Source organism: Micromonospora sp. NPDC048905 (assembly GCF_040649655.1).
In the GTDB taxonomy this organism is placed as follows: domain Bacteria; phylum Actinomycetota; class Actinomycetes; order Mycobacteriales; family Micromonosporaceae; genus Micromonospora.
The window spans coordinates 176689-196361 of the sequence record NZ_JBEZFV010000001.1; the positions used below are offsets into that span (position 1 = coordinate 176689).

14 protein-coding genes are annotated in these 19673 nt (G+C 70.7%); 11 read left to right on the forward strand and 3 right to left on the reverse strand.

Annotated features, from left to right (window positions below):
- Positions 1–85: 85 nt before the first annotated feature.
- Together AB0C01_RS00800 and AB0C01_RS00805 are read right to left on the reverse strand one after the other, a co-directional pair.
- Positions 86–3346 carry a LamG-like jellyroll fold domain-containing protein gene (locus AB0C01_RS00800; RefSeq protein WP_357569880.1) on the reverse strand — a complete coding sequence of 1087 codons (3261 nt, stop codon included), beginning with the start codon at positions 3344–3346 and terminating at the stop codon, positions 86–88.
- A gap of 371 nt (positions 3347–3717) precedes the next feature.
- The gene (locus AB0C01_RS00805) at positions 3718–7005 is read right to left on the reverse strand and encodes a LamG domain-containing protein (protein ID WP_357569881.1); all 3288 of its coding nucleotides are present in this window, start codon (positions 7003–7005) and stop codon (positions 3718–3720) included.
- 1163 nt (positions 7006–8168) lie between these two features.
- Here AB0C01_RS00805 and AB0C01_RS00810 point away from each other — a divergent pair.
- The 3 genes from AB0C01_RS00810 to AB0C01_RS00820 all read left to right on the forward strand — a co-directional run bounded on the left by AB0C01_RS00810 (position 8169) and on the right by AB0C01_RS00820 (position 9990).
- Complete coding sequence (locus tag AB0C01_RS00810; protein ID WP_357245328.1) at positions 8169–8789, forward strand: L-threonylcarbamoyladenylate synthase; 621 nt, start codon at positions 8169–8171, stop codon at positions 8787–8789.
- Between the two features lie 98 nt (positions 8790–8887).
- The gene (locus AB0C01_RS00815; RefSeq protein WP_357245330.1) at positions 8888–9427 is read left to right on the forward strand and encodes an RNA polymerase sigma factor; all 540 of its coding nucleotides are present in this window, start codon (positions 8888–8890) and stop codon (positions 9425–9427) included.
- Positions 9424–9990, forward strand: a complete 567-nt coding sequence (locus AB0C01_RS00820; protein ID WP_357569882.1) for a hypothetical protein — start codon at positions 9424–9426, stop codon at positions 9988–9990. The genes AB0C01_RS00815 and AB0C01_RS00820 overlap by 4 nt, the downstream gene beginning before the upstream one ends.
- A 5-nt stretch (positions 9991–9995) precedes the next feature.
- On the opposite strand, the gene AB0C01_RS00825 is transcribed toward AB0C01_RS00820, so the two are convergent.
- Positions 9996–11369 carry a serine/threonine-protein kinase gene (locus AB0C01_RS00825; RefSeq protein ID WP_357569883.1) on the reverse strand — a complete coding sequence of 458 codons (1374 nt, stop codon included), beginning with the start codon at positions 11367–11369 and terminating at the stop codon, positions 9996–9998.
- A 120-nt stretch (positions 11370–11489) separates the two neighbouring features.
- Between AB0C01_RS00825 and AB0C01_RS00830 the strand changes: the two genes are divergently transcribed.
- The 8 genes from AB0C01_RS00830 (at position 11490) to AB0C01_RS00865 (ending at position 19671) form a co-directional block, all read left to right on the forward strand.
- The gene (locus AB0C01_RS00830; protein ID WP_357569884.1) at positions 11490–12089 is read left to right on the forward strand and encodes a hypothetical protein; all 600 of its coding nucleotides are present in this window, start codon (positions 11490–11492) and stop codon (positions 12087–12089) included.
- A gap of 128 nt (positions 12090–12217) precedes the next feature.
- Positions 12218–12559, forward strand: a complete 342-nt coding sequence (locus tag AB0C01_RS00835) for a PadR family transcriptional regulator (protein ID WP_357245339.1) — start codon at positions 12218–12220, stop codon at positions 12557–12559.
- Positions 12556–13503, forward strand: coding sequence for a permease prefix domain 1-containing protein (locus AB0C01_RS00840; RefSeq protein WP_357569885.1), 948 nt, complete (start codon positions 12556–12558; stop codon positions 13501–13503). Before AB0C01_RS00835 ends, AB0C01_RS00840 begins: the two co-directional genes overlap by 4 nt.
- A 123-nt stretch (positions 13504–13626) precedes the next feature.
- Entirely contained in the window at positions 13627–14961 is a 1335-nt protein-coding gene (locus AB0C01_RS00845; protein ID WP_357245343.1) for a sensor histidine kinase, read from the forward strand.
- Positions 14958–15677: a response regulator transcription factor gene (locus AB0C01_RS00850; protein ID WP_357245345.1), complete on the forward strand. Its 720-nt coding sequence runs from the start codon at positions 14958–14960 to the stop codon at positions 15675–15677. The genes AB0C01_RS00845 and AB0C01_RS00850 overlap by 4 nt, the downstream gene beginning before the upstream one ends.
- 80 nt (positions 15678–15757) lie before the next feature.
- A complete protein-coding gene (locus tag AB0C01_RS00855) occupies positions 15758–16651 on the forward strand; it encodes an ATP-binding cassette domain-containing protein (protein ID WP_357569886.1) in 894 nt (297 codons plus the stop codon).
- Positions 16648–17709: an ABC transporter permease gene (locus tag AB0C01_RS00860; protein WP_357569887.1), complete on the forward strand. Its 1062-nt coding sequence runs from the start codon at positions 16648–16650 to the stop codon at positions 17707–17709. Before AB0C01_RS00855 ends, AB0C01_RS00860 begins: the two co-directional genes overlap by 4 nt.
- A 174-nt stretch (positions 17710–17883) precedes the next feature.
- On the forward strand, positions 17884–19671 hold the full coding sequence (locus AB0C01_RS00865; protein ID WP_357245351.1) for a carbohydrate binding domain-containing protein: 1788 nt from the start codon (positions 17884–17886) through the stop codon (positions 19669–19671).
- The last annotated feature ends 2 nt before the right edge of the window (positions 19672–19673 follow it).

Below are 19673 nucleotides of genomic sequence, written 5' to 3' on the forward strand. Positions count from 1 at the left end.
CCGCCAGGGGGTTGTGCGGCGTGGTGGACGAGGGGGTGGGTCGGGATGGCGGCGACGCCACGGCACCCCGACCCACCGGCTGCGGTTACGCCTCCGCGAACAACGCCGCGATGTCGGCGTCGGAGAGGGCGCCCTGCCAGGCACGGACCCGGTCGATGTCGCCCGGGAAGTGGTCCGCGAGCACCACGTACTTCCCGCGGCCGACGGTGAAGGCGCCCTCGGCGCTCCACGGCGCCGGGACACTGACGGCGCCGGACAGTTGGCCGTTGACGTAGAGGCTGAGTTTCTGGGCCGTGACGTCCTGCACGGCGGTGAGATGGGCCCAACTGTTCGCGACGCAGTCGCTGCCGTAGACCGTTCGGGAGGAGCTCGACGTCGAGTCGGCCGTCCGGTTCATCAGTGACCACTTGGGACGGCCGGTCGGGTCGTTTCGACACGTCAGGAAGAAGCCGGAGATCTGGCCGCCATCCTGGGCGAACACCGTGCGCGGGCCGGCCCCACCATTCCAGCGCGCCCACCCGGACACCGTGTACGACTGGTCGGTGCGCAGGACCGGAGCGTCGGTAGCCGCGTGGCCAGAAAGTCCATCCACGGCCAGACCGCTGGAGAAGTTGTAGCCGGCGTTGGCCGACCAGTCGGCAGCGGGAGCGTCGGTCAGCGTGAGTGGGCGCTGGTAGCCGGAGCCGTCCGCCTCCTGTCGTGGCGCGTCGTAGTCGAAGTCCTCCATCTCCCACTGGCCCACCAGCACGGGCTCGACCAGAGGTCGAAGATCGATTTCCGGGTCCACGACGCGGTCCCAGATCCGGACCTCGCTGACCAGGCCGTTGAACCAGCCGGTGAGGATGCCGGCGCGGGCGACGCCGATCAACAACGGACCACCGGAGGACCACACCGGCGCGGTGGATCCCGTGCCCTTGCGGACCCCGTTCACGTAGAGGGACAGCTGGTTGGCCGAGCCGGCGTCGTACACGCCGGTCAGGTGCACCCAGACTCCGACCTGAACGGGTTCGGCCGTGCAGGCGGGGGCTGCCGTCGCGCCCGCGTTCGAGAGGTCCGCCACGTAGGTGACGAAGCACCAGCGTTCCTTCGCCGGGAAATACTGCAGCTCAAAGGGGCTCTTCTTGGTGCCCGGCTGCGACACGACGACTCCGCCGACCGCGTCGGCGCGAACCCAGGCAGAGATCGAGAAACTGCGCGCGGTGTCGACCACCGCACTGGAGGTGCCTGCGTAGTCCGAGGCGCCGCGGAACTTGACCGCCCAGTCCTTGCCCCGGTTCTTGTGCGTACCGCGCAGGCGGGAGTCGGACCAGGAGGGGTTGGGGGTCAGGGTGGCGGACTGCCCGCCGTCGATCCGGTTCGTCAGGGTGGTGCCGGTGCCCTCGTCGATCGCCCAGTGTGCCCTCGGTGCCGAGGGGCTGTCGACGAGGAAGACGTAGTCGTACGCCTCGGTGGTGTTGCCGGCCTGGTCGCGGCTCTTGACGCTCAGCACGTTCTCGCCGATCGAGTTCGGGGTGACCCAGACCGTGGCCGTGCCACCCAGCGTCGCTGCCCGCACCACCTGCTCCGCGCCGCCATCGACCCGGTAGAGGTAGTCGTAGACGTCGGCGGCGCCGTTGGCGGAGAAGGTGAACCGTCCGGAGTAGCCGACCGAGCCGCGCACGTCCTGGTTCGTGCCCAGCGGCGGCGACTCCAGGTAGAGAGCGTCTTCCGGCGTCACCTTCGGCTTCGACGTGGGCGCGGCGTAGTCGACGTAGAACTCGCACCAGGGCGACAGGCCCGAGATGCCATCGAGGCCGTCCTTGGTCTGCACCTGCCACCGGTACACGTCGCCGCTTGCGGTCTTGGTGGTCAGCTGCACCTCGGCCCTGGCCCCCGGTGCGACCCCGGCATCGGTCTTGGGAAAGCCGGTCGCCGTGGTCCAGGTGCCGTTCACCTGCTTCTGCAGGGTGAACACGCCGGACAGGCTGCCGCCGTTACTGCCGTCGGGATCGCTCAGGGTCGCCTTCAACCACGGGTAGTCCGACCGCACCATCGGGCGGGTCGCGCCGCTCACGCACGCCTGTGCCCCGGCGGTGTAGTCGGCGTGGGTGGACAACTGGGCCGCCGTCGGGGTGTTCGGGTTGCTGTTGTACTCGACCGACAGCTTGGTCATCGCCGGGTCGAACTTCTTCCACCAGGTCGACTCGGATTCCGACGTACCGTCGGCCTGTCGGGCGGCCAGGGCGAGGGTGTATTTGGCATTCCCGCGGTTGCTGGAAACGTCGTCCTTCAGCTTGGCGAACTCCATCGGCAGGTCCGGCTGCGGGTCGTTCGAGCAGTTCGGCGCGGCCGGCGGCTTGTGCGCGTGCCCGGACCGCTCCTCCAACCAGGTGATGAGCTTCGGGCTGCCGTCCCACGTCTGCTTGCCGGAGCTGCCCAGCTCGGCGGTCCGGTAGAGGTTCACCGGCGTGGAGGCACACGACCAGGAGTGGGTCATCTCGGTCAGGAACTTGGCCGAGCGGATCGTCTTGCCCGACAGCGCCGAGAGGTTGAACCGGAAGAACGAGCGGAAGTTCCCGGAACCGTCCGGGTTCCTACCCACCCGGGCCACCCCGTCGTCGCGGGTCGCGTCCGTCGAGCCGGCGTATCCCCACAGCGCCTTGTTGACCGTCGTCCACGGGTCGATGGCCACCGGATACGCGGTCTTCGGGCCACGGAGCAGCGTGAGATCCGGACGGATGACGAGGTCACCGTCCCGCACGTCGGTCGCCAACTCGGCCTTGCGCGCCCGGTCCGGCACCATCCGCAGCGCGTCGCGCTTCTCCTGGGCCGCGAAGGCCGACAATGCCTTGCTGCTCTTCGCCTGGGCCGTCGTCGTGAGGCCGGACGAGTCCCACATCAACGCGTTCCCGGCGGAGAGGACTTCCCGTCCCGCGCCGTTGACGACCTGGAAGCCGCCGCCGGCGCGCGCTCTGCTGGACAGACCGGGGGTGTCGAGGCGGAACCGCAGAGTCTCCAACGCGGGGTTCGTCGCCGCGCTTGCCGACTTCACCACGAGCACCCAGCTGAACCCGTCGCGCAGCGCACGCATCCGCAGGTCGACGTCAGGTAACACCGACTCGTAGATCGCCGTGTCGCCCTCAAGACGGGGGGCGGGCAAAGTGCTGGGCCAGGAGAGGGACACCTCCCCACCCTCGACCGGAAGGCGCACGACCGCGGCGGTGCCGCCAGCGGAGAACGACACGTCCGCCACCGTCGCCACCGGCGCGACAGACCCGTCCGCCCCCGTCACCAGCGACGTGTCGATGGTCCGCCAGCCACCTCCGTCCCGCCGGTTCACCCACTGCGGAACGGGGTACGACTCCATGACCAGGGACCCCTTCGGGGATGCCAGGACACGGGAGTTCTCCGACTTCAGCGTCGTGACCTCGACGGCGCGACCGGATCGTTTCGCGGCGGCGAGAGCCTCGGCTTCGGACAGTGCGGCGGTCGTCGGGCGAGCATCAGGCCCGGGTTCCGCCGGTTCGGCTCGCACCCGATGCGGAGCGGAGGCGACGCCAGCCACGGCGATCGCCGCCGCCAGGAGTGCGTACCCCCATTTTCGCGAACGGGTGCGGATATGCGCACGAGAGAAGGTCACTGCGGACTCCTGTTCTGCGGTTCAGGGGGATGACGAGGGGCCTGTTCCGGGGCCGGCGGGCAGGCCGCCGGCCCCGGAGCGGTTTCATTCAGGGAGCGCTACACCTCATTGGCGAGGGAGAGGATCTCCGCAGAGGAGAGGGCGCCCTGCCACACCCTGACCCGGCTGATGGCGCCCTTCACGTAGTCCCCGGAGTCGGACGAGCCGATGCGAAGCGACCCGGTGGTGGCGAAGGGCGGCGGGATGGTCTTCTTCTCACCGACGAGAGCACCGTCGACGTAGAGCCTGAGCGTCCTGGTGCCCGACTCGTAGGTCGCGGCGAGGTGGACCCCCTGGTTGAGGACCGGCGTGCCGCTCCACTTGACCGTGGTGTAGGCAACGTTCGGCTCGGATTGGTCCCGGTCCGGCACCACGATGGCCCAACCTGGCGTGGACCCGGCCTGGCGTTGCAGGTAGAAGGCACAGCGCAGCGTCCCGCACTGGGAGACCACCGTGTGGAAGCCGGTGAACGCCGACGGCTTCACCCACGCCGAGACGGTCCACGATCCCTCGGTGCGCAGCACCTGACCCTGCGTCTTCGCGGTGCCGCTGATCCCGTCCAGGCAGAGTGCGTAGGCGCCGTTCGGGCCGGCGTTCTCACAGACGGTCGCGCTCGGGGCAGCGGTGAGGCCGACCGGCCGGTTGTAGCCCGAGGAGTCGCCCTGCTGCTGGATCGTGGCCAGGTCCGGGTCATCCAGGAGCCACTCGCCGGTGAGTTTGGGCGTGACGATCTCCTCGAGGTCCCTCTCGTCGACGACCCGGTCCCACAGCCGGACGTCGTCGATGTCGCCGTCGAAGTAGTTGCCCTCGACGGCGTTGTAGCGCACCCGACCGATCTGCATGATGCCGGTGGACTTCCAGAGGGCACTCAACGGCTGGGTGCCGACCTTCTCACCGTTGACGAAGATCCGGATCTCCTTCGCGCCTGCGTCGTACACCCCGGCGATGTGCTGCCAGGTGCCGATCGGCGCCCATTCCTTCGAGACGACCGAGGTACGGGTGTGGGTGGGGCTGTCGCCGGAGAAGGTGTGGAAGTACCAACTGCCGCCCTTGTCCCGCTGCAACTGCCAGGCGCCGTTGTTGGTGCCGCTCACGGCCACCACCGAACCGAAGGTGCTCGTGCTGGTGATGCGCGCCCACGCCGCCACGCTGAAGCTGCGCGACGAATCGATCGGAGGTGCCGTTGAGGTCGCCGCCCAGCCCTTGTTGGTACCGAAACCCAACGCGCGATCGGGTGTCGTGTTCTTCCGGGTGCCGTACGTCCAACTTCCCGTCCAGCCCACATTGCTGGTGAGGGTGAGGTTGGGGCCACCTGCCGGGGTGGTGGCGGCCGTGGTGCCCGCCCCCTCGTCCATCTTCCAGATGGCCTTCGGCGCCGAGTAGTTGTCGACCAGGAACGTGTAGTCGTAGGGGGCCGACGAGTTGCCGGCCTGGTCCCGACTGCGCACGCTGAGCACGTTCTCGCCCATTACCTTCGGCGTCACCCACACCTCGGCCTGGCCGCCCAGCGTGGCCGCCCTCACCGTCATCTGCTGTCCGCCCTGGAGCTGGTAGACGTAGTCGTAGACGTCGGCGACACCGTTCGCGGAGAGGGTGAACTTGCCGGACAGGCCGATCGACCCGTGGAAGTCCTGGTTGGTGCCGAAGGGGGGCGACTCGAGGTAGGGGACGTCACCGGCCACCGTCACCTTGGGCTTCTGTGCCGGGGCCGAATAGTCGATGTAGAACTCGCACCACGGTGAGCCCAGGGACGCGCCCCCGAGGGTGTCCTTGGTCTGCACCTGCCACCGGTAGACCTCACCGTCGGCGGTCTTGGTGGTCAGCTGCACCTCCGCCCTCGCCCCCGTGGCCACGCCGGAATCCGTCTTCGGCCAACCGGACACGCCGGTCCAGGCCCCACTGACCAGCTTCTGGAGGGTGAAGGCCCCACTCAGCGACCCGCCGTTGCTGCCATCGGGATCGGTGAGGATCGCCTTCAGCCACGGATAGTCCGAGCGCACCATGGGCCGCGAGGTTCCCGTGACGCAGGCCTGCGCGGGGGCGGTGAAGTCGGCGTGCGTCGACAACTGGGCCGCGGTGGGCGTGTTCGGGTTGGTGTTGTACTCGACCGACAGCTTGGTGACACCCGGGTCGAACTTCTTCCACCAGTTGCTCGTCGACTCCGAGGAACCGTCCGACTGCCGGGTGGACAGGGCCAGCGTGTAGTTGCTCTCGCCGCGCGCGGCGGACACGTCCGTGCCCAGCTTGCTGCCCGAGAACTCCATGGGCAGGTCCGGCTGCGGATCGTTGGAGCAGCCCGCCCCGCCCGACGGCTTGTGCGCGTGCCCGGACCGCTCCTCCAGCCACAGCGCCAGGTTGGGACCGTCCCAGCTCTGCTTGCCGGCGCTGGTCAGGTCGGCCGACCGCCAGAGGTTGACCGGCGTGTTCGCGCAGTCCCAGGAGTGGGTCATCTCGGTCAGGAACTTCGCCGACCGGACGGTCTTCCCCGCGAGGGAGGAGAGGTTGAAGGCGAAGAAGGATCGGAAGGTTCCACTGCCTGCTGGATCGGCTCCGACCCGAGCGACGCCGTCGTCCCGGGTCGCGTTCTCCGAACCGGTGTAACCCCAGCGCAGCTTGTTGATCGTCGACCACGGGTCGATCACGACGGGGAACACGGCGTTCTTGTTGCGCAGCAGCGACAGATCCGGCCGGATCACAAGATCGCTGCCCTGGATCCTCGCCGGCAGCTCCGCCTTGCGCGCCAGATCCGGTGCCGACCGTACGACGTCCCGGTTCGCCTGAAGCGCCGACGCCGTGCCGCCCGCCTTCGCCGCCGCTTTCGATGAGGTGACACCGGAGGAGTCCCACATCAGGGCGCTACCGGCGGAGAGCCGGAGCTGGCCCGAGCCGTCCACGACCTCGAAGCCCCCGCCGGCGCGCTCCCGCTTGGTCAGCCCCGGCGTGTCGAGGCGGAACCGCAACGCTTCCAGGGCCGGGTTCGCCGCCGCCTGCGGTGACCTCACCACCAGCACCCAGGTGAATCCGTCGACCAGCGCCCGTAGCCGGAGGTCCACCTCCGGCAGCACCGACTCGTAGATCGCGGTGTCGCCCTCGATCCGGGGTGCCGGCAGCGCGCCCGGCCACGTCAGCGAGACCTCGCCGGGGCCGACCGGCAGGCGAACCGCGGGAGCCGCACCGCCCGCCGAGAACCGCACGTCGGCCAACGTCGCCACCGGGGCGACCGTCCCGTCCGCGTTCTGCCGCAGGTGGGTGTCGATGTCCCGCCACCCACCGCCATCGGGCTTCTTCGTCCAGCGCGGAGTGGCGTACGACTCCAGGATCAGCGTTCCCTGGGGCGTCGCCACCACACGGGAACTCTCCGACCTCGACCGGGACGCTTCGACGGCTCGACCCGACCGCGCGGCAGCCGCGATCGCGTCAGGCTCGGAGAGGCCGGTGATCGCACTGTCGGCCCCCGGCGGGGTGGGTTCCTGCGCGCCGGCCGGCGGAGGCAGGAGGGAGACGGTGGACATGGCCAAAGCGGTGGCCACCACCGTGATCCCCAGCCGGCGCCAAGGGGCGACAGCGGCTGTGTGCGGTTCTTGCACTCGAATTCTCCTGAGTAAAAGTGATGAGGGCTCGCCGCAGGGTTCACCCACGGAGAAATTGCGTGGAGGCACGAAGAAAAGGCCGCCTTCGACGGCGGCTGGACTGCCGACGACGCCGGTCGGCGCGTCGAAACAGTCAGACGATTACGTGGCTGAGGCGGCGCGGGCGCATCTTTTCGACACGAGCCGACCACAGCATTTCAGAATTGAGGCGTTCCGAATGACAACGCGGCCGACCAAAGCCGGGCGCACCACCGCCGAGAAACTCAGTGGAATGGCAGCTTGCCGGTCCGCCCATTAGCTGACGACGAAGCCCGACGGCTCACATCCCGCCCGACCTGATCATCACCAGTGCGCCTAAGTCGCTGGTAGATGGCTATCTGCACAGCGTTACCCAGCACGTCCTCCCCCGTCCTCCAAGTGGGATGAAGGTAAGGACCGCTGACGGGCTGTGTCAAACGCACCACCCAGCGCTACTTTGGGTAATCCCTGAAAGGGGCCTGAACAGGGCGCTTTCCGCCCGCCGGCACCCACCGTTACCACCAACAAGACCGGCCGGGGGCGATGGAAGCGTCGCGAGCCCGTCACTTTCCGCGATTCTCGGATCTTGTTGCGGATAATGGCCGAGCGCACCAATTCGTTACCCGGAAGCAACTCGACGCATTATTGAAGGCTTTGACACCGCTACGCACGCAACAATTAATCCGCCGCTCCGCCAGCAACCAAGCATCGGGCACACCTGCCTCTCAGTCGAACCCGGGCCACCACGACGGCGTCGGCGCACCTGCCCAGACCGCCCGATCAACGCCCCGGCCGACGGCTCCGGTTCACCTACCGATCAAGGAATACGCGTTGGCCCAGGATCGCGGACAAGGTGACGGCGCAGACCGGGCCGGCGAGTGGGAGCGCCTAGGCTCATCAGCATGGCGAGGTACTACGACGTGCACCCGGAGAACCCCCAGCCCCGAATCATCGGCCAGGTCGCCGACCTGATCCGAGGTGGTGGGCTGGTCGCCTACCCGACGGACTCCTGCTACGCGCTCGGCGTCCAGCTGGGCAACGCGGACGGGCTGGACCGGATCCGCCAGATCCGCCACCTCGACGACCGGCACCACTTCACGCTGGTCTGCCGGGACTTCGCGCAGCTCGGTCAGTTCGTGCAGATCAGCAACTCGGTCTTCCGTCTGGTGAAGGCGTCCACCCCGGGCAGCTACACCTTCATCCTGCCGGCCACCAAGGAGGTGCCGCGCCGGATGTTGCACCCGAAGAAGCGCACCGTCGGTGTCCGCGTACCCCGGCACACCGTCACCCAGGCGCTGCTGGCCGAGCTGGCCGAACCACTGGTGTCGAGCACCCTGGTCCTGCCCGGCGACGACGAGCCGATGACCCAGGGGTGGGAGATCAAGGAACGGCTCGACCACCAGCTCGACGCGGTCCTCGACGCCGGCGACTGCGGCAAGGAGCCGACGACCGTGATCGATCTGTCCGGCCCCGAGCCGGAGATCCTGCGTCGGGGTGCCGGGGACGTGTCCCGCTTCGAGTAACGCGCCGGTCCGGGTCGGGTGCCGGACCGTACCGGGCCACGCCGGTGTCACCGGTCGTACGCTCGGGGATCGGCACCGGCGAGCATTGGACACCCGGCATGCCCGACGCGGACGACATCGACGCCCTGGCCCGGTCCGCCGCGCACGGCGACCCGGCGGCGCTGGACGCCCTGCTGGTGGCGGTGCGCCCCGAGGTGCTGCGGCTGTGCGCCCGGTTCCTGCCCAACCGGGAGGACGCCGAGGAGGCCTGCCAGGACACGCTGCTGGCGCTGGCCAACGGCATCGCCCGGTTCGAGGGGCGCTCCTCGTTCCGCACCTGGCTGCACCGGCTGACCGCCAACCGGTCCCGCTCGACCTACCGCACGCTGCGCCGCCGCTGGCGGCTGGAGGCCGGCGGCGTACCGCTGCCCGACCGGGCCGACCCGCGGCGGACCAGCGTGGTCGCGGGCACCCGCCTCGACCTGCTGGACGCCTTCGACTCGGTCCATCCCGACCTCGCCGAGGTGGTGGCCCTGCGCGACGTCCTCGGGCTGAGCTACCCCGAGATCGCCGCCCTGCTCGACGTGCCGGTGGGCACCGTGAAGTCCCGGTTGCACCTGGCCCGCCGACAGGTCCGGCAACGGCTCGGCGCCGAGTGAACGCGGCATCGTTCCGCCGGCTCGTCGTCGTCCTCGCGGCCACCGCGGGGGTCGCCGCCTGCGGCGCCGACGCCGTCTCGCCCCTGCCCGTCCAACCGCCCGGCCCGAGCCGTTCTTCGACGCCGACACCCGCCACCCCCGCCACGACCACCATGCCCGCCACGACCCCCACGACCCCCGCGACCGCCGGGTCGCCGACGCGACCGCCGCCGACCAGCGCGCGCCCGGTCCCGGCACCGCCCGAACCCACCCGGACCAGGGGTACGCCCCGCACGACTCCCCCGCCGGCCGACGCGACGCCGGCCTGCCAGGGCGCGGTCCGCTACGACCTGCCGCTCGCCGAGACCGAGATCGAGTTGCTGCGATCGCTCTGCTTCGCCACCGGTGCGGTGCTGCGGATCCAGGGCATCGGGCCGGGGCTCGTCACCGTGGACCGTCCAGAGTTGGTCTCGCAGCAGTACGAGGCGGGCGTGGTGGACATCCGCTTCGTCCGCCCCGGCACCGTCGCTGTGACGATCCCCAAGGACGGCCGGGAGCACACCATCACCGTGGTGGTCCGCTAGCGCGCCTACCCCAGGCGTACGCCAGCGAGCAGGGTGTCCACGAAGTCGGGTCCGCTGCCCGCGGGCGGGCTTATCTGCACGTACACCAAGGCGGGCCGGCCCGGGTGCGTGGCGGCCGACTCGATGATCTGCGGCCGACCTCGGTCGCAGCGGTACGCCACCACCGTCCACTCGACACCCGCCGGCCGGATGAGCCGGGACGGCGCGGGCGCGCAGTCACCGTGGGTGCGCTCGGCCAGGAACCCGGCCGGCGTGGCGCGTGCCGCCGTGGTGGCGGAGAGGCCCACGAACGCGCCGGGCAGACGAGGGTCGGCGGCCCACCGGCGGGGTTGGGGTGACATCACCAGCGCCGGTTCGGGTTGGCCGTCGGCACCGTACTGACCGGCCCAGGTCGCCCCGGTGGCGGACCAGCCGGGTGGCAACACCACGGTCAGCGGCCCGGTCGTGTACGTGCCGCCGACCGGCCGCGCCGACCCGACTCCACCCGGCTCGGCACCCACCGCACCCACCAGGACTGCCACGACAGCGGCCCCGGCCACCCGCAGCAGCCAGTACCGACGGCGCACGGGACCGGTCGCCACAGCCAGCCCCACCTGGTCGCTCACGCGGGTCAGCGCGGTGTGCAGGGCCGCGGCGTCGGGATAGCGGTCGGCAGGGTGGTGGGCGGTGGCCTGGGCGAGCACCGCCGCGACCGCTGGCGGCACGTCTGCCCGCAGTCGGATCTCCGGGGCGTACCCGGGCGGGTCGGCGCCCAGCAGCCGGATGCCGAGCCGGCCGAGCCCGTACACGTCGGCGCGGGTGTCGATCACCGCGCCCGGGTTGTCCTGCTCGGGGGCCATGTAACCCGGGGTACCGGCTCGGGCGGTCAGCCCGGAGGCGGCGGCGAGCGCCTTGGCCAGGCCGAGGTCGGCGATCAGCACCTTCTCGGTGTCGGGGTCGTCCGGACCGGCGGAGTGGAACAGGATGTTGCCCGGGGTGAGATCACGGTGCACGACGCCGTGCCGGTGCAGCACGGCAACCCCCGCGCAGATCTCGCCGAGCAGCCGCAACGCCGTGGGCGTGGGGATCTCACCGGCGGCCAGGCGGTCCCGCAGGCTCCCCCCGTCCGCCCAGGCCAGGACCGCGTACGGCCGGCCGTCGGGCAACTCACCGACGGCGTGCACCCGGATCAGCCGCTCGTGCTCCAGCCGGCGCAGCAGCCGGGCCTCGTCGCGGAAGCGTTCCCGGACCCGCAGGTCGTGGCTCCAGTTCTCGGCCAGCACCTTGATCGCCACGTGCGCGTCGAGCGCCCGGTCGTAGCCCAGCCAGACGGTCGCGAACGATCCGACGCCGAGCAGTCGCTCGATGGCGTAGGGCCCGATCCGCAGTGGAGCCGTCACCGCGTCACCCCCGGCCGGCGTTTCCTTGGAGAGTAGACCGGGTCGGTCGCAAACCCGACGAACCGTTGGCCCCGGCGCGGTGACTAACAGGGCAGGAGACCCATCACCGAAGGAGCCACCATGAACCGTCCCACGATCCTCCTCACCACCGCCGCGCTGGCGTTCGGCACGCTCGTCCCGGTGGCCGTCGCCGGCCCGGCGGCGGCAGCGCCCCGGACCGGCGGCACCGCATCCGCCTCGGCGCGCGGCCCGCTCGCCGCCGCTGTCGAGCACAGCCACCCGCAGGTGCTCAGCGTCGCCGGCGCCGGTGTGTACCGGATCGGCGCCAGCCTGAGCACGCTGACCGCGAACGGGCACATCGGCTGGACCGCTCCTGCCTGCGGCGGGGTGGTGCACGCGGGATCGACCGGTTCCTGGGCCGGCGTGTTCGTGCTGGCCTTCCGCGACGGGCGACTGGTGGAGGTCGGTACGGCCACCGCACCGCCGCAGTCCCCCGCCGGCGCCACGGTCGGTATGTCGTTCGACGAGTTGGAGGCGATCTACGGCCGGCGGGGTTCGTTGATCCGCAACGACGCGGGGGACGCCGAGGCGTACCTCGTGCGGCTCGGCTCGCGGGTGGAGCTGTTCACCGGGCACCCGATCCGGCCGGGCGTGGGCTACTTCCAGGTCGGTCCGGCCAGCTTCGTCGAGCGGAACTTCCGGGCGGGTCCGGCCTGCTGAACAGCGTCAACCGTCGGGGCGCCCGGTTTCTGCCGGGCGCCCCGCGTGCTGCCCGGCACACCAGTCTGCGAGCGACACGATGATGTCCCGGTAGACAACACTGTGTGGCACACAGTATGGTGTGACACATGGTTAGCGAGGACGTTCTACGGACGCACCTACAGGAGTTGCGTCGAGGCACCGTCGTGGTGGCCAGCCTGGTCGCGCTGCGCCGACCGGACTACGGCTACGCACTGCTGCAACGGCTCACCGACCACGGCTTCCCGGTGGACGCCAACACGCTCTACCCGCTGCTGCGCCGCCTGGAGGACCAGGGGCTGCTGACCAGCGAGTGGAACACCGAGGAGAGCCGACCGCGCAAGTTCTACCGAACCAGCGACGAGGGCGAGTCGATGCTGAACCGGCTGCTCGACGACCTCGCCGCCGTGCAGGCCTCCATCACCGGGCTGATCCAAGGAGTGGACCGATGAACACCCTGACCAACCGCTACCTCGCCGCCACCCTGCGCTCGGTGCCCGCCCCGCGTCGTGACGAGATCGCCACCGAGCTGCGGGCCTCCATCGACGACATGATCGAGGGCCGGACCGACGGTGGCGCGGACCCGGTCACCGCCGAGCGGGCGGTGCTCACCGAGCTGGGCAACCCGGACGTGCTGGCCGCCCGGTACGCCGACCGTCGGCTCCAGCTGATCGGCCCGACCTACTACCTGCTCTGGCTGCGGCTGTTGAAGCTGCTGCTCAGCTTCATCCCGGCGCTCGTCGGCACGATCGTCACCGTGGTCGACGCGGCCGAGGGAAAGGGTTTCGGGGCCATCGGGCCGGGCATCGTCGTGGCCATGCAGGTGGCCGTGCAGATCGCCTTCTGGCTCACCCTGACCTTCGCCATCATCGAGCGCACCCAGACGGCCGTTGACCTGCCGGAGTGGACTGTCGACCAGCTGCCCGACGTCCCGGCGCACCGTGACGTGTCCCTCGCCGACACCATCGCGTCGGCGGTCTTTCTGGTGGCCACGATCGGTTACCTGCCGTTGCAGCACTACCACTCCTGGGTCCGCGACACCGACGGCGACAACATCCCGGTCCTCGACCCGGCGCTGTGGTCCTTCTGGCTGCCGGCACTGATCGTCGTCCTGCTCGGCAGCCTGGTGTTCGAGATCGTCAAGTACCGGATCGGGCATTGGACCTGGGCGCTGTTCGGGACCAAGGCGCTTGTCAACCTCGCGTTCTCGGTGCCGGTGGTATCGCTGGCGCTGTCCGACCGGCTGCTCAACCCCGCCCTCGGCGAGCGGCTGAGCTGGCTGGCGGACGCGGACAACCGCAACACCATCGGGGTCGCCATCGCGGTGGGCACGGCGGCGATCCTGGTCTGGGACCTGATCGACACCGCTCTGAAGACGCGCCGTCAGACGGCGTGAGTGAGAGCCCATCTCCGGCGGCCCGGCGCGTACCTCGCGTCGGGCCGCCGCCCGTGGCCCGGGTCCGACGGCACCGGTCCGCCCACTGGACGGGCGTGGCGGGCGACGTGGCATCGTTCCCGGATGACCGTGGCACCGCGAGACGAATGGCGCCGACCGGGTCCGACCACCCAGCAGCGCCGCAAGGACCTGTGGCTCGGCCTGGGGATGACCGTGCTGGCGCTGGTCAGCCTCACCCTGGCCCACAGCACCGGGGCGTTCCTGCTGGGCTCGCCGCCGTCCGGGGCGGAGCAACTGTTCTGGACCGTCGCGGTGACGGTGCCGCTGATCTGGCGGCGGCGCTGGCCGGTGACGACCCTGCTGATCGTCTCGGTGGGGTTCATCGCCGCGCAGGCCCGATCGGCCCCGGAGACCCAGTTCTCCTCCTGGGCGTTGTTCTGCGCCCTCTACACCGTCGGCGCCTGGGGGCAGGACCGTCGCCTCGCCCGGCGGCTGCGCATCGGCGTGATCACCACGATGTTCGCCTGGCTGGGGATCTACTACGCGATCACGATCGACCAGATTCCACCCGGGGCCTTCGACGACGCGGCCGGGCCGGTGCCACCCGTGCTCGCCGCGATGGTCACCGGTGTCCTGCTCAACGTGCTGGTCTTCGGCTTCGCGTACTTCTTCGGTGAGACCGCCTGGGTGGCCGCTCGTCGCGAACACGAGCTGCGGACCCAGGCCGAGGACCTGCGCCGGTCGCAGACCGAGTCCCGGGAACGGGCGGTGCTCGGCGAACGGGTCCGGATCGCCCGGGAACTGCACGACGTGGTCGCCCACCACGTGTCGGTGATGGGAGTGCAGGCGTCCGCCTGCCGCCGGGTGTTCGACCGTGACCCCGCCAAGGCCCGCACCGCGCTCACCGCCATCGAGCAGAGCGCCCGCACCGCGGTCGACGAGCTACGCCGGATGCTGGGGGTGCTGCGGACCACCGGCACGGCCGACGCCGCGCCGCCGGCCGGCGGCGACGTCGACCGGATCGGTGAGCTGGTCGAGCGGGCTCGGGCCGCGGGCCTGACGGCAACCCTCGGGGTGTACGGCGACCCGGTCGCGCTGCCCGAATCGGTCTCGCAGGCGCTGTATCGGGTGACGCAGGAGGCGGTGACCAACACCCTGAAGCACGCCGGTGCGGACCTGCTGGACGTGCGGGTCCGCTACCTGGCCCGGGAGGTGGAGGTCGACGTGACCGACAACGGGCGAGCCGGCGGCCGGGTCGACGCCGTCGGGCTGGGCCTGATCGGGATGCGCGAACGGGTCACCGCGCACGACGGCGACCTGGAGGCCGGACCGCGTGCCGGCGGCGGATGGCGGGTACGCGCCCGCTTCCCGCTGGCGGCGACCGACCCACCGGTCGGCGCGCAGCGGGAGCCGCACGACGAACACCAGCCGGCCGTCGACACGGAGGTGACGGCATGAGTGCCGCGCCAGCCCACGAGAGGTCGGGACCGGATCGGACCATCCGGGTGCTGCTCGCCGACGACCAGCACCTCGTCCGCACCGGCTTCCGGGTCATCCTGGAGGTGGAGGACGACATCGAGGTGGTCGGCGAGGCCGCCGACGGCGAACGGGCCGTCGCCATGACCCGGGCCACCCGCCCCGACGTCGTACTCATGGACGTGGAGATGCCCGGGATGGACGGCCTGGAGGCCACCCGGCAGATCACCGCCGACGGACCCGGTGGGCCGGCCGTGCTGATCCTCACGACCTTCGACCGCGACGACTACCTGTTCGCCGCGCTGCGTGCCGGGGCCAGCGGTTTCCTGTTGAAGAACGGCACACCGGAGGAGCTGATCGAGGCGATCCAGGTGCTGGCCAGGGGCGACGGCCTGCTCGCCCCGGAGATCACCCGCCGGGTGATCTCCACGTTCGCCCGTCCCGGAGACCCGGCGGGCACCGCCCACCGGGGGCCGGAGGCGGACGCCGCGCTGGCCGGGCTGACCCCACGGGAACGGGAGGTGCTGGTGCTGCTCGCCGCCGGATCGAGCAACGCGGAGATCGCCGCTGCCATCCACCTGGGCGAGGCGACCGTGAAGACCCACGTCAGTCGGGTGCTGGCCAAACTCGGCCTGCGCGACCGGGTGCAGGCGGTGGTGTTCGCGTACGAGAACGGGGTGGTCCGGCCCGGCGGGTGACCGCCATCCGCCGCGCGACGGACCGCCCGCTCACCCACCGGGCGGACGGCGGGGCGGGGTGTTCGATCTAGCGTGGACTGGTGACCAGAACGCTTCGCCTCGACGGCGTCGACCGTAGCTTCGGCGACCGGCAGGTGCTCAAGAACGTGTCCTTCGAGGTGGCCGCCGGCCGGATGACCGGCTTCGTGGGCGCCAACGGCGCCGGCAAGACCACCACCATGCGCATCATCCTGGGTGTGCTCGCCCCCGACGCCGGTGAGGTGAGCTGGGGCGGCAGCACGTTGACCCCGCGGGACCGGCGGCGCTTCGGCTACATGCCGGAGGAGCGGGGCCTCTACCCCAAGATGACCACCCGGGAGCAGGTGACGTACCTGGGCCGGCTGCACGGCCTGGACGCGCCCGCCGCCCGGCGGGCCACCGACGCGCTGCTGGACCGGGTCGGCCTCGGTGAACGCGGTGACGACCTGCTGGAGACGCTGTCGCTGGGCAACCAGCAACGCGCGCAGATCGCGGCCGCCCTGGTGCACGACCCCGAGGTGCTGGTGCTCGACGAGCCGTTCTCCGGCCTCGACCCCCTCGCCGTCGACACCGTCGTCACCGTGCTGCGGGAACGGGCCTCGGCCGGCGTGCCGGTGCTGTTCTCCAGCCACCAGCTCGACGTCGTGGAACGCCTCTGCGACGACCTGGTGATCATCGGGGACGGGACGATCCGGGCCGCCGGCAGCCGACAGCAGCTGCGCGAGTCCTACACCGTGCCCCGCTACGAGTTGGTGGTGGCGACCGACGCCGGTTGGGTACGCGACCAACCCGGGGTGACCCTGGTCGAGCTGGACGGCCCGCGGGTGGTCTTCGACCTGCCGGCCGACGCCGACGAACAGCCCGTGTTGCAGGCGGCCCTCGCGCGCGGCCCGGTGCGCGCCTTCCGCCCGGTCAGCCCCTCGCTCACCGAGATCTTCCGAGAGGTCACCCAGTGAACATCACCCAGGCCACCCGGCTGGTCGCCGAACGGGAGATCCGCGTCAAGCTGCGCGACCGTACCTTCCTGTTCGGCACGCTCTTCTTCCTGCTGATCGCCGCGGCGGGCACCATCCTGCCGCCGCTGCTCTCCGGCGGTCCGGACACGGTGGCCGTCACCCAGAAGGCGGCCGGGCCGCTGCGGGACGCCGGACTCGACGTCCGGGTGGTGGCCGACGACCGGGCCGCCGAGCAGGCCGTCCGCGACGGTGACGTGGACGCGGCGGTGGTCGCCGGTCCGAAGGTTCTCGCGATGGACGAGTCCCCCACCGACGTGGTCCAGGCGCTGAGCAGCTCGCCGCCGGTGCAGTTGCTCGACCCGGACGCGGTCGACCCGGTGGTGGCGTTCCTGGTGCCGTTCGTCTTCGCGTTCGTCTTCTTCATCACCTCGCAGACCTTCGGCCTGCAGATCGCGCAGAGCGTCACCGAGGAGAAGCAGACCCGCATCGTGGAGATCCTCGTCGCGGCGGTGCCGGTACGGGCGTTGCTGGCCGGCAAGGTGGTGGCCGGCGGCATCCTGGCGTTCGCACAGATCGCGCTCATCGCCGTGGTGGCGGTGATCGGCATGCAGATCGGCGACAGCGGCGACCTGCTCAGCCTGCTCGCCCCGGCGATCGGCTGGTTCGTGCCGTTCTTCCTGTTCGGTTTCGTGCTGCTCGCCGCGATGTGGGCGGCAGCCGGAGCGCTCGCCAACCGGCAGGAGGACCTCGCCGCCGTGTCGACACCCGTGCAGCTCGCCGTCATGCTGCCGTTCTTCGCGGTGATCTTCCTGAACGACAACGCGACAGCGATGCGGGTGCTGTCGTACCTGCCGTTCTCGTCGCCCACGGCCATGCCGTTGCGGCTGTTCACCGGCGACGCGGCCGGTTGGGAGCCGTTCGTCTCGCTTGTCGTCCTGCTGCTCGCCACCGGCGCGTTCCTGCTCGCCGGCGCCCGGGTGTACGAGGGATCGCTGCTGCGCACCAACGGCCGCACCTCCCTGCGGACCGCGTGGCGGGAGCGGGAGACGATCGGCTGAGTCTTGGGTTCGCCCAGCGGGCGTCGGTGTCCTCAAGGGACACCGGCGCCCGCTGTGTGCGGCAGCGTTCCGACCGTTGTTCGCAGGCCGTGAACAGGGCGAACGCTCCTACGGTGAGCCGATCCTCACGGCAACGACCTCGTCGTCGCCGGTCCCGGACCGGAAAGGCTCTCGATGAACCCACCGATCGACCCGCGGCACCACAACCACGGACGGCAACTCCGTCGCCTGCTCAGCATGCTGCTCGCAGTCGTCCTCGCCAGCACCCTCGCGGCCCTCGTCCGGCCCGCGCCGGCCGCCGCCGCCCCGGGCGACCTCATCCTCAACGGCACGTTCGACAACGGCAGCACCCAGCCCTGGTGGACCCGCCTCGCCTCGACCAGCACGACGGTCAACGCCGGGCAGCTGCGCATCCGCACCAGCGCGACAGTCGACGACCCCACCTACGAGGACCTGGTCGGCCACTTCGAGTTCGGGGTGACGGCCGCGCAGCCGTACCGGCTGCAGTTTGACGCCTCCGCCGACGTCAGCCGCCCGCTGCGCGTCTCGGTCTCCCGGGCGAACACGCCCTTCACCTCCGCGGTCGACCAGAACGTCACGCTGACGTCCACGATGCGCCGGTTCACCTTCGACTTCGCCTCGCCGTTCGGTGACCCCAGAGCGGTGCTCCTGTTCCACTTCGGCGGGCATGCCGCCTCGACGGTCCGGTTGGACAACATCTCGCTCACACCGTTGGCCGTCGACCCGAACACCGACCCTGTCCTGTACTGGAACGGCATCCTGCTGGACACCTTCAAGGGTCTGCCTTTACCGCCCACCGCCCTGTCCCGACAGGCGGCCATCCTGCACGCGGCGATGCACGACGCCGCCGTCTCGGTCACCGGGGTCGGCAATCCCTACCGGGTACGGGTGCCGGTCAGCTACCCGGGCACCATGGACAACGTCGTGGCACCGTCCCTGCACGCGGCCATCGACCAGGCGGCGCACGACGTGCTGACCGCTCTGTACGACCGCTCCTTCTCCTCGGCCATGGATCGGGCCGTTGCCCGCCGGCCGTCCGGCGTGAATGGCGCAGAGGTCACGCGAGGCAACACGGTCGGCGCCGCAGCCGCCGCCGCGAACCTTCAGGCCCGCACCAACGACGGCTCCGACAACGAGGATCCGTACCAGGTGGAGGGGGTGCCGGGGTCGTGGCGACCCACCGACGGCGAGGACGCGATCAGCCCGAAGTGGGGCCTGGTCACCCCGTTCGCGCTGACCTCCGGCGACCAGTTCCGGCCGGACCTACCCGCCGACGCCGTCGACTACGAGGACCTGCTCGGCAAGCAGGAGTACGTCGACCAGGTCGAGGAGGTCCGCGCATACGGCGCCAAGGGACAGTCTCTGCGCACCTCCGACCAGACGCAGATCGCGTTCTTCTGGGCCAACGACCTCGCGGCCACCTACCGGCCACCGGGCCAACTCTTCGAGCACACCCAGATCGTTGCCAAGCAGCGGAAACTCGGCATCCTGGCCAACGCTCGGCTCTTCGGGCTGGTCGCCCTGGCACTCGCCGACGCCGCCATCGCCGCCTGGGACGCCAAGTACCTGACCGAGATCGACCTGTGGCGGCCGGAGAGCGCGATCGGCGGCGGATGGCAGCCGCTGTCGCAGGACACGAACGGCGTCTCGTTCTCGCCGGCCTTCCCGGCCTACGTCTCCGGGCACGCCACCTTCGCCGGGGCCTGGGCGGCGGTGATGCGCAGGTTCTTCGGCACCGACGCGATCGCCTTCGACGCCACCACCGACGATCCGCACGCAGAGGGCGTCGTCCGGCGTATGAGCGGCTTCGGTCATGCCGCCGAGGAGAACGCGCTAAGCCGGATCTACCTGGGCGTGCACTACCGATTCGACGCCGAAGCCGGGATCGCCACCGGCGACGCCGTCGGGGCGTACGTCTACGCCAACCGCCTGCGGCCGTGAGC

Coding starts and splice junctions, on each gene's coding strand:
- AB0C01_RS00800 (WP_357569880.1), bottom strand. CDS start 3,346: ATGGAGTCGTACCCCGTTCCGCAGTGGGTGAACCGGCGGGACGGAGGT.
- AB0C01_RS00810 (WP_357245328.1), top strand. CDS start 8,169: ATGGCGAGGTACTACGACGTGCACCCGGAGAACCCCCAGCCCCGAATC.
- AB0C01_RS00815 (WP_357245330.1), top strand. CDS start 8,888: ATGCCCGACGCGGACGACATCGACGCCCTGGCCCGGTCCGCCGCGCAC.
- AB0C01_RS00830 (WP_357569884.1), top strand. CDS start 11,490: ATGAACCGTCCCACGATCCTCCTCACCACCGCCGCGCTGGCGTTCGGC.
- AB0C01_RS00835 (WP_357245339.1), top strand. CDS start 12,218: ATGGTTAGCGAGGACGTTCTACGGACGCACCTACAGGAGTTGCGTCGA.
- AB0C01_RS00840 (WP_357569885.1), top strand. CDS start 12,556: ATGAACACCCTGACCAACCGCTACCTCGCCGCCACCCTGCGCTCGGTG.
- AB0C01_RS00845 (WP_357245343.1), top strand. CDS start 13,627: ATGACCGTGGCACCGCGAGACGAATGGCGCCGACCGGGTCCGACCACC.
- AB0C01_RS00850 (WP_357245345.1), top strand. CDS start 14,958: ATGAGTGCCGCGCCAGCCCACGAGAGGTCGGGACCGGATCGGACCATC.
- AB0C01_RS00865 (WP_357245351.1), top strand. CDS start 17,884: ATGAACCCACCGATCGACCCGCGGCACCACAACCACGGACGGCAACTC.